The sequence below is a fragment of the Bradyrhizobium sp. AT1 genome (assembly GCF_001590795.1).
In the GTDB taxonomy this organism is placed as follows: Bacteria; Pseudomonadota; Alphaproteobacteria; order Rhizobiales; family Xanthobacteraceae; genus Bradyrhizobium.
Window position 1 is genome coordinate 90823 of the sequence record NZ_JXDL01000001.1, and the last position, 7181, is coordinate 98003.

Annotated in this window: 6 protein-coding genes; all 6 read left to right on the forward strand. The window is 64.9% G+C overall.

From position 1 onward, the window contains the following. Positions 1-79 precede the first annotated feature (79 nt). The 6 genes from SE92_RS00420 to SE92_RS00445 all read left to right on the forward strand — a co-directional run bounded on the left by SE92_RS00420 (position 80) and on the right by SE92_RS00445 (position 7044). Positions 80-1576 (forward strand): CoA-acylating methylmalonate-semialdehyde dehydrogenase, encoded by a 1497-nt coding sequence (locus SE92_RS00420; protein ID WP_038946438.1) that lies wholly within the window; start codon positions 80-82, stop codon positions 1574-1576. Between the two features lie 22 nt (positions 1577-1598). Then, a complete protein-coding gene (locus SE92_RS00425; RefSeq protein WP_063193970.1) occupies positions 1599-2744 on the forward strand; it encodes an isobutyryl-CoA dehydrogenase in 1146 nt (381 codons plus the stop codon). Continuing rightward, positions 2741-3808: an enoyl-CoA hydratase/isomerase family protein gene (locus SE92_RS00430; protein WP_063193971.1), complete on the forward strand. Its 1068-nt coding sequence runs from the start codon at positions 2741-2743 to the stop codon at positions 3806-3808. Before SE92_RS00425 ends, SE92_RS00430 begins: the two co-directional genes overlap by 4 nt. 10 nt (positions 3809-3818) lie before the next feature. Continuing rightward, on the forward strand, positions 3819-4721 hold the full coding sequence (gene mmsB / locus SE92_RS00435) for a 3-hydroxyisobutyrate dehydrogenase (protein WP_349510031.1): 903 nt from the start codon (positions 3819-3821) through the stop codon (positions 4719-4721). A gap of 127 nt (positions 4722-4848) precedes the next feature. After that, positions 4849-6567, forward strand: a complete 1719-nt coding sequence (locus tag SE92_RS00440) for an AMP-binding protein (protein WP_063193973.1) — start codon at positions 4849-4851, stop codon at positions 6565-6567. Continuing rightward, on the forward strand, positions 6568-7044 hold the full coding sequence (locus SE92_RS00445; RefSeq protein ID WP_063193974.1) for a MaoC family dehydratase: 477 nt from the start codon (positions 6568-6570) through the stop codon (positions 7042-7044). Positions 7045-7181: the final 137 nt, after the last annotated feature.

A 7181-nucleotide genomic window follows, 5' to 3' on the forward strand; every position in this document is an offset into this window, starting at 1 on the left:
TCTCAGACTTGAATCCCAATAAATGCAGGTCGATAGGATTTGTCAAAGCGTTCAAGCTCGGCCTCAAGGAGATCATTCCATGCGTTCAGTCGGACATTTCATCGGTGGCAAGGAAGTGAAGGGCACGTCGGGCCGGACGGCGGACGTTTTCGAGCCCATGACCGGTGACGTCCAGGCCAAGGTCGCGCTGGCGTCCAAGGCCGAAGTCCGCGCCGCCGTCGAGAACGCGCGCGCAGCCCAGCCCGAATGGGCTGCGACCAATCCGCAGCGCCGCGCCCGCGTCATGATGAAGTTCGTCGAGCTGGTGCAGCGCGACTACGACAAGCTCGCCGAGCTGCTGGCCCGCGAGCACGGCAAGACCGTGCCGGACGCCAAGGGCGACATCCAGCGCGGTCTCGAGGTCGCGGAATTCGCCTGCGGCATCCCGCACCTGATGAAGGGCGAATACACCGAAGGCGCCGGCCCCGGCATCGACATCTACTCCATGCGTCAGGCGCTCGGCGTCGTCGCCGGCATCACGCCGTTCAACTTCCCGGCGATGATCCCGATGTGGAAGTTCGCGCCCGCGATCGCCTGCGGCAACGCCTTCATCCTGAAGCCCTCGGAGCGCGATCCCGGCGTGCCGATGCTGCTCGCCGAATTGATGATCGAGGCGGGCCTGCCGGCCGGCATCCTCAATGTCGTCAACGGCGACAAGGAGGCGGTCGATGCCATCCTCGACGACCCCGACATCAAGGCCGTCGGCTTCGTCGGCTCGACGCCGATCGCGCAGTACATCTACGAGCGCGCCGCGCAGACCGGCAAGCGCTGCCAGTGTTTCGGCGGCGCCAAGAACCACGCCATCATCATGCCGGATGCCGACATGGATCAGGCCGTCGATGCGCTGATCGGCGCCGGCTACGGCTCGGCCGGTGAGCGCTGCATGGCGGTCTCGGTTGCGGTCCCCGTCGGCAAGTCCACCGCCGACCGGCTGATGGAAAAGCTGATCCCGCGCGTCGAGTCGCTCAAGATCGGCACCTCGATCGATCCCTCGGCCGATTACGGTCCGCTGGTGACGCGCGAGGCGGTCGAGAAGGTCAAGGGCTACATCGACATCGGCATCAAGGAAGGCGCGACGCTCGCGGTCGACGGCCGCGGCTTCAAGATGCAGGGCTACGAGAACGGCTTCTATCTCGGTGGTTCGCTGTTCGACAACGTCACCAAGGACATGCGGATCTACAAGGAAGAGATCTTCGGCCCGGTGCTCTCGGTCGTGCGCGCGCACGACTACAAGGAGGCGCTGGCACTGCCGTCGGAGCATGATTACGGCAACGGCGTTGCCATCTTCACCCGCGACGGCGATGCCGCGCGCGACTTCGCGGCCAAGGTCAATGTCGGCATGGTCGGCATCAACGTGCCGATCCCGGTGCCGATCGCCTATTACACCTTCGGCGGCTGGAAGAAGTCCGGCTTCGGCGATCTCAACCAGCACGGCCCGGACTCGGTTCGCTTCTACACCAAGACCAAGACGGTGACCTCGCGCTGGCCGTCCGGCGTCAAGGAAGGTGCGGAGTTCTCGATCCCGCTGATGAAGTAATCCTCTCAGGAGCGAGGCCGGCATGCAGTTCGCTCTGAACGAGGATCAGATCGCGGTTCGCGACATGGCGCTGGCGTTTGCGGCGGAAAAGATCGCGCCGCACGCGCTGCGCTGGGACGAGGAGAAGCATTTCCCCGTCGACGTGATGCGCGAAGCCGCAACGCTCGGCATGGGCGGCATCTACATCCGCGACGATGTCGGGGGATCGGCGATGACGCGGTTCGACGCGGCGCTGATCTTCGAGGCGCTGGCGACGGGCTGTCCGACAACCTCGGCCTTCATCTCCATCCACAACATGGCAAGCTGGATGATCGATGCCTTTGGCAGCGACACCCAGCGCCAGCAATGGCTGCCGAAGCTCTGCACCATGGAGCTGATCGCCAGCTACTGCCTGACGGAGCCGGGCGCCGGCTCGGACGCGGCGGCGCTCCGCACCCGCGCCGTGCGCGAGGGCGATCATTACATCCTCAACGGCCAGAAGCAGTTCATCTCCGGCGCCGGCGGCACCGATCTCTTGGTCGCGATGGTGCGCACCGGCGGCGACGGTCCCGGCGGCATCTCGACCCTCGTGATCGACGGCAAGACATCAGGCGTTTCGTTCGGTGCCAATGAGCGCAAGATGGGCTGGAACGCGCAGCCGACCCGCGCGGTGATGTTCGAGAACGCCCGCGTGCCGGTCGCCAATCGGCTCGGCGAGGAGGGCATCGGCTTCAAGATCGCGATGGCCGGCCTCGACGGCGGCCGCCTCAACATCACGGCGTGCTCGCTCGGCGGCGCGCAGACCGCGCTCGACAAGGCGCGCGCCTACATGAAGGAGCGCAAGGCGTTCGGAAAGCGCCTCGACGAATTCCAGGCGCTGCAATTCCGTCTCGCCGACATGGCGATCGAGCTCGAGGCCGCGCGCACGTTCCTGTGGCGCGCCGCGGCGGCGCTCGACCGCAAGGATCCCGATGCCACCATGCTGTGCGCCATGGCAAAACGCTTCGGAACCGATGTCGGCTTCGAGGTCGCCAACCACGCCCTGCAGCTGCACGGCGGCTACGGTTACCTCAGCGAATACGGCATCGAGAAGATCGTGCGCGACTTACGCGTGCACCAGATCCTCGAAGGCACCAACGAAATCATGCGGCTGATCGTGGCGCGCAAACTGATCGAGGGCGCGCGATGAGCGGGGTGGAAGAGGGCGATCTGATCGCCCGAATTGAGGGGGCGGCCGGCATCATCAGGCTGAACCGGCCCAAAGCGATCAACGCCGTCACGCTGGAGATGCTTCGCGACATCGAGAAGGCGCTCGACCGGTTCGAGGCTGATCCTGATGTTGCCGTGATCCTGCTGGAAGGCGCCGGTGAACGCGGTCTGTGCGCGGGCGGGGACATCCGCACGCTCTGGGAAAGCTCCAAGGTCAATGGTGACCTCGGCAAGATCCTGTGGCGCGAGGAATACATCCTCAACGCGCGGATCAAGAAGTTCCCAAAGCCCTATGTCGCGTTCATGGACGGCATCGTGATGGGCGGCGGCGTCGGGCTCTCCGCGCATGCCAGCCACCGCATCGTCACCGATCGCACCAAGCTCGCGATGCCCGAGGTCGGTCTCGGCTTCTTCCCCGATGTCGGCGGCACCTATCTGTTGTCACGCTCGCCGGGCGAGATCGGCACTTATTTCGGCCTCACTGGCCAGACCATGAACGGGCCCGATGCGATCCATGCGAAGTTCGCCGATGCCGTGGTGACGGTGGCCAAATGGCCGGAGCTGCGCGAGGCACTGACCAGGGTTCGTCCAGGCGCGACCGCGGCCGACGTCAGCAAGCTCATCAACGGCTTTGCGACCGGCGAGACCGCCGGGCCGGTCGCCGCCAAGGAGCCTGTGATCGACGCGCTGTTCGGCTTCGACCGCATGGAAGACATCGTTGCCGCGCTAAAGCGCGACGGCTCCGAGTTCGCGCTGGCCACGCTGAAGACACTCAACGAAAAATCGCCGCGCGGCATGGTGGTGACGCTGAAGCTGTTGCGGCTGGCGCGTAACGCGTCGAGCCTGGAAGAGTGTCTGGTGCGCGAATACCGCGCCGCGCTGGAGGTCTTCCGCAGCGATGATTTTCGCGAGGGCGTGCGCGCCGCCGTGATCGACAAGGACCGCAACCCGACCTGGTCGCCGCCGCGGATCGAGGACGTAACGCCACAGATGCTGGCGCCGTATCTCGCCGAGATCGGCGCAGACGAGCTGAAGTTCAATTAACAACGCTGTAGTGGAGGAAACGACAATGGCCACGATCGCATTCATCGGTCTCGGCAACATGGGCGGCCCGATGGCGGCCAATCTGGTCAAGGCCGGCCACAAGGTCGTCGCCTTCGACCTCGTCGAAGCCTCGCGCGCGCAAGCCAAGGCCGACGGCGCCGGCATTGCCGACAGCGCGCCCGCCGCGGTGAAGGGCGCCGATGTCGTCGTCACCATGCTTCCCGCCGGCAAGCACGTGCTCGGCGTCTGGAACGAGGTCGTGCCCGCCATGGCCAAGGGCGCGCTGATCATCGACTCTTCCACCATCGACGTCGAGAGCGCGAGGGCCGCGCATGCGCTCGCCGCCAAGAGCGGCGTGCTTTCGGTTGATGCGCCGGTCTCCGGCGGCACCGGCGGCGCCAAGGGCGCGACGCTCACCTTCATGTGCGGCGGCGACGACAAGGCATTCGCGGCGGCAAAGCCCGTGTTGGAGAACATGGGCAAGAAAATCGTTCATTGCGGCGGCGCCGGCGCGGGCCAGGCTGCCAAGATCTGCAACAACATGATCCTCGGCATTTCCATGATCGCGGTCAGCGAAGCCTTTGCGTTGGCTGAGAAGCTCGGGCTCTCGCATCAGGCGCTGTTCGACGTCGCCTCGACCTCTTCGGGCCAGTGCTGGTCGCTGACGACCTATTGCCCGGTGCCGGGCCCGGTGCCGACTTCGCCGGCAAACAACGACTACAAGCCGGGTTTTGCTTCGGCGCTGATGGTGAAGGACCTGACCCTGGCGCAGGACGCCGCCAAGGCTGCGGGCGCGGCCACGCCGCTCGGCAAGCATGCGCAGGAGATCTATCAGTCTTTCGACGCAGCCGGCCAGGGTGGGGTGGATTTTTCCGGAATTATCAAGCACGTTAGAGGACTGGCCGGAAAATAGCCTTCGCTTGTAGCCCGGATGAAGCGAAGCGTAATCCGGGACAGCTCTCTCAATTCGCGCGACCGGCCCCGGATTGCGCTTCGCTCCATCCGGGCTACGCTCGAACGTCGATCGACGGGCCCGGATCATGACGACATTTTTGGAAGCGCGCACGTTTCTGCTGGATCACCGCACGGACTACGAAGCCGCGGTCAAAGGTTTCCGCTGGCCCGATCCGGTTCCCTTCAACTGGGCGCTCGACTGGTTCGACGCCGAGCTGGCGACGAATGCAGAGAGCAGGGATCTCCCTGCGCTCTGGATCGTCGATGCCGCGCAGGATCGCCAGACAAAACTGTCTTTCGCGGCGCTCTCGAAGCGCTCGAACCAGGTTGCTAATTTCCTTCGCGCGCTGGGCCTGAAGCGCGGCGATCATCTGCTGTTGCTGCTCGGCAATGTCGTTCCGCTGTGGGAGACCATGCTCGCGGCGATGAAGCTCGGCGTCGTCGTGATTCCCGCGACCACGCTGCTCACCGCGGATGAGCTGCGCGATCGGCTTGATCGCGGCAAGGCGAAGGCGGTGGTTGCCGCGCAAGACCAGGTCGCGAAGTTCGCAAGCCTCGGTGTGCAGAACGTGGTTCGCATCGTGGTCGGCGCCGCCTCAGACGGATGGCTGTCATACGATGATGCGGCGAAGGCCTCCGAGAGTTTTAGCGCGGACGGTCCGACCAACGCCGACGATCCGATGCTGCTCTATTTCACCTCGGGCACCACGGCAAAACCAAAACTGGTCCGGCACAGCCAGCGCAGCTATCCCGTGGGTCATCTCTCGACCATGTACTGGATCGGGCTGAAGCCCGGCGACGTCCATCTCAACATATCTTCGCCTGGCTGGGCCAAGCACGCCTGGAGCTGCTTCTTCGCGCCGTGGAATGCGGGCGCGACCGTGTTCGTGGTCAATCAGCCGCGCTTCGATGCCAAGGGGTTGCTCGCCACCATCGGCCGCTGCGGCGTCACCACGCTGTGCGCGCCGCCGACGGTGTGGCGGCTGTTCATCCAGGAAAACCTGTCTTCGTTCAAGGTGAGCCTGCGCGAAGTGTGCGGTGCCGGCGAGCCGCTGAACCCCGAAGTGATCGACCAGGTGCGAGCGGCTTGGGGCCTTACCATCAGGGACGGTTACGGTCAGACCGAGACGACGGCGCTCGCCGGCAACTCGCCCGGCCAGAAGATCAAGGTCGGCTCGATGGGCCGGCCGCTGCCGGGCTATCGCGTGCAGATCAGCGATGCCGATGGCCATCCCGCCAGGGAAGGCGAGGTCACGCTGGTGCTCGGCTCGAAGCGCCCCGCCGGCCTGATGCAGGGCTACCAGGGCGACGACGGCAAGCTGTCCGGCGCCGAGGGCGAACTGTATCGCAGCGGCGATGTCGTGTTCGAGGACGACGAGGGCTATCTCACCTTCGTCGGCCGCTCCGACGACGTGTTCAAATCGTCGGATTACCGCATCAGCCCGTTCGAGCTCGAAAGCGTCCTGCTCGAGCACGAGCTCGTCGCGGAAGCCGCGGTCGTGCCGAGCCCGGATCCGATCCGGCTCGCGATTCCCAAGGCGTTCGTGCTGCTGGCGGCGGGTGCAGAGCGCACGCCGGAGACGGCGCTGTCGATCTTTAGGCATCTGCACGCCCGCCTAGCGCCGTTCAAGCGGATCCGCCGCCTCGAAATCGTTACCGAGCTGCCGAAGACGATCTCTGGCAAAATCCGCCGCGTGCAGCTACGACGGCTCGAACGTGACGATGATCGTGACGACCCGCTGCGCGGCCGGGAATTCCGCGAGGAGGATTTTCCGGAGTTGTCGAAAACACGGAGTGAGACTTAAGTGAACCAAATCTGGAAGTCGCCGCCGATCACGCTTCAGGCCTATGAGGCCCTGGTCGGCAAGGAGATCGGCGTGTCGTCGTGGCATCTGATCGACCAGCCCCGCATCGACACTTATGCCGACGTGACCGAGGATCATCAGTTCATCCATGTCGACCCCGAGAAGGCGAAGGCGACCGCGTTCGGCACCACCATCGCACACGGCTTCCTGACGATGTCGATGCTGTCGGTGATGTCCTATGAAGTGATGCCGGTGATTGCGGGCACCACGATGGGTGTGAACTACGGCTTCGACAAGCTGCGCTTCATCTCGCCGGTGCGCTCCGGCAAGCGCATTCGAGGCCGCTTCGTCCTGGCCGAAGCCAGGCTGCGCAAGCCGAACGAACTGCAGTCCCGCACCAACGTCACGGTCGAGATCGAAGGCGAGGACAAGCCCGCGCTGGTCGCGGAATGGCTGGGGCTGATCTATTTCGCGTGATACGGCGCGTCGTTGCCGGGCTTGACCAGGCGACCCATCGCTGCTCAAAAGCTGACCAAATCTGCGCGGAGGGCTCTCACCCTCTCCCCTTGTGGGAGAGGGTGGCTTCGCGGAACGCGAAGCCGGGTGAGGGGTCT

Bases quoted from the DNA above. Each gene is read 5' to 3' on its own strand.
- SE92_RS00420 (WP_038946438.1), top strand. From the start codon at position 80: ATGCGTTCAGTCGGACATTTCATCGGTGGCAAGGAAGTGAAGGGCACG.
- SE92_RS00425 (WP_063193970.1), top strand. From the start codon at position 1,599: ATGCAGTTCGCTCTGAACGAGGATCAGATCGCGGTTCGCGACATGGCG.
- SE92_RS00430 (WP_063193971.1), top strand. From the start codon at position 2,741: ATGAGCGGGGTGGAAGAGGGCGATCTGATCGCCCGAATTGAGGGGGCG.
- SE92_RS00440 (WP_063193973.1), top strand. From the start codon at position 4,849: ATGACGACATTTTTGGAAGCGCGCACGTTTCTGCTGGATCACCGCACG.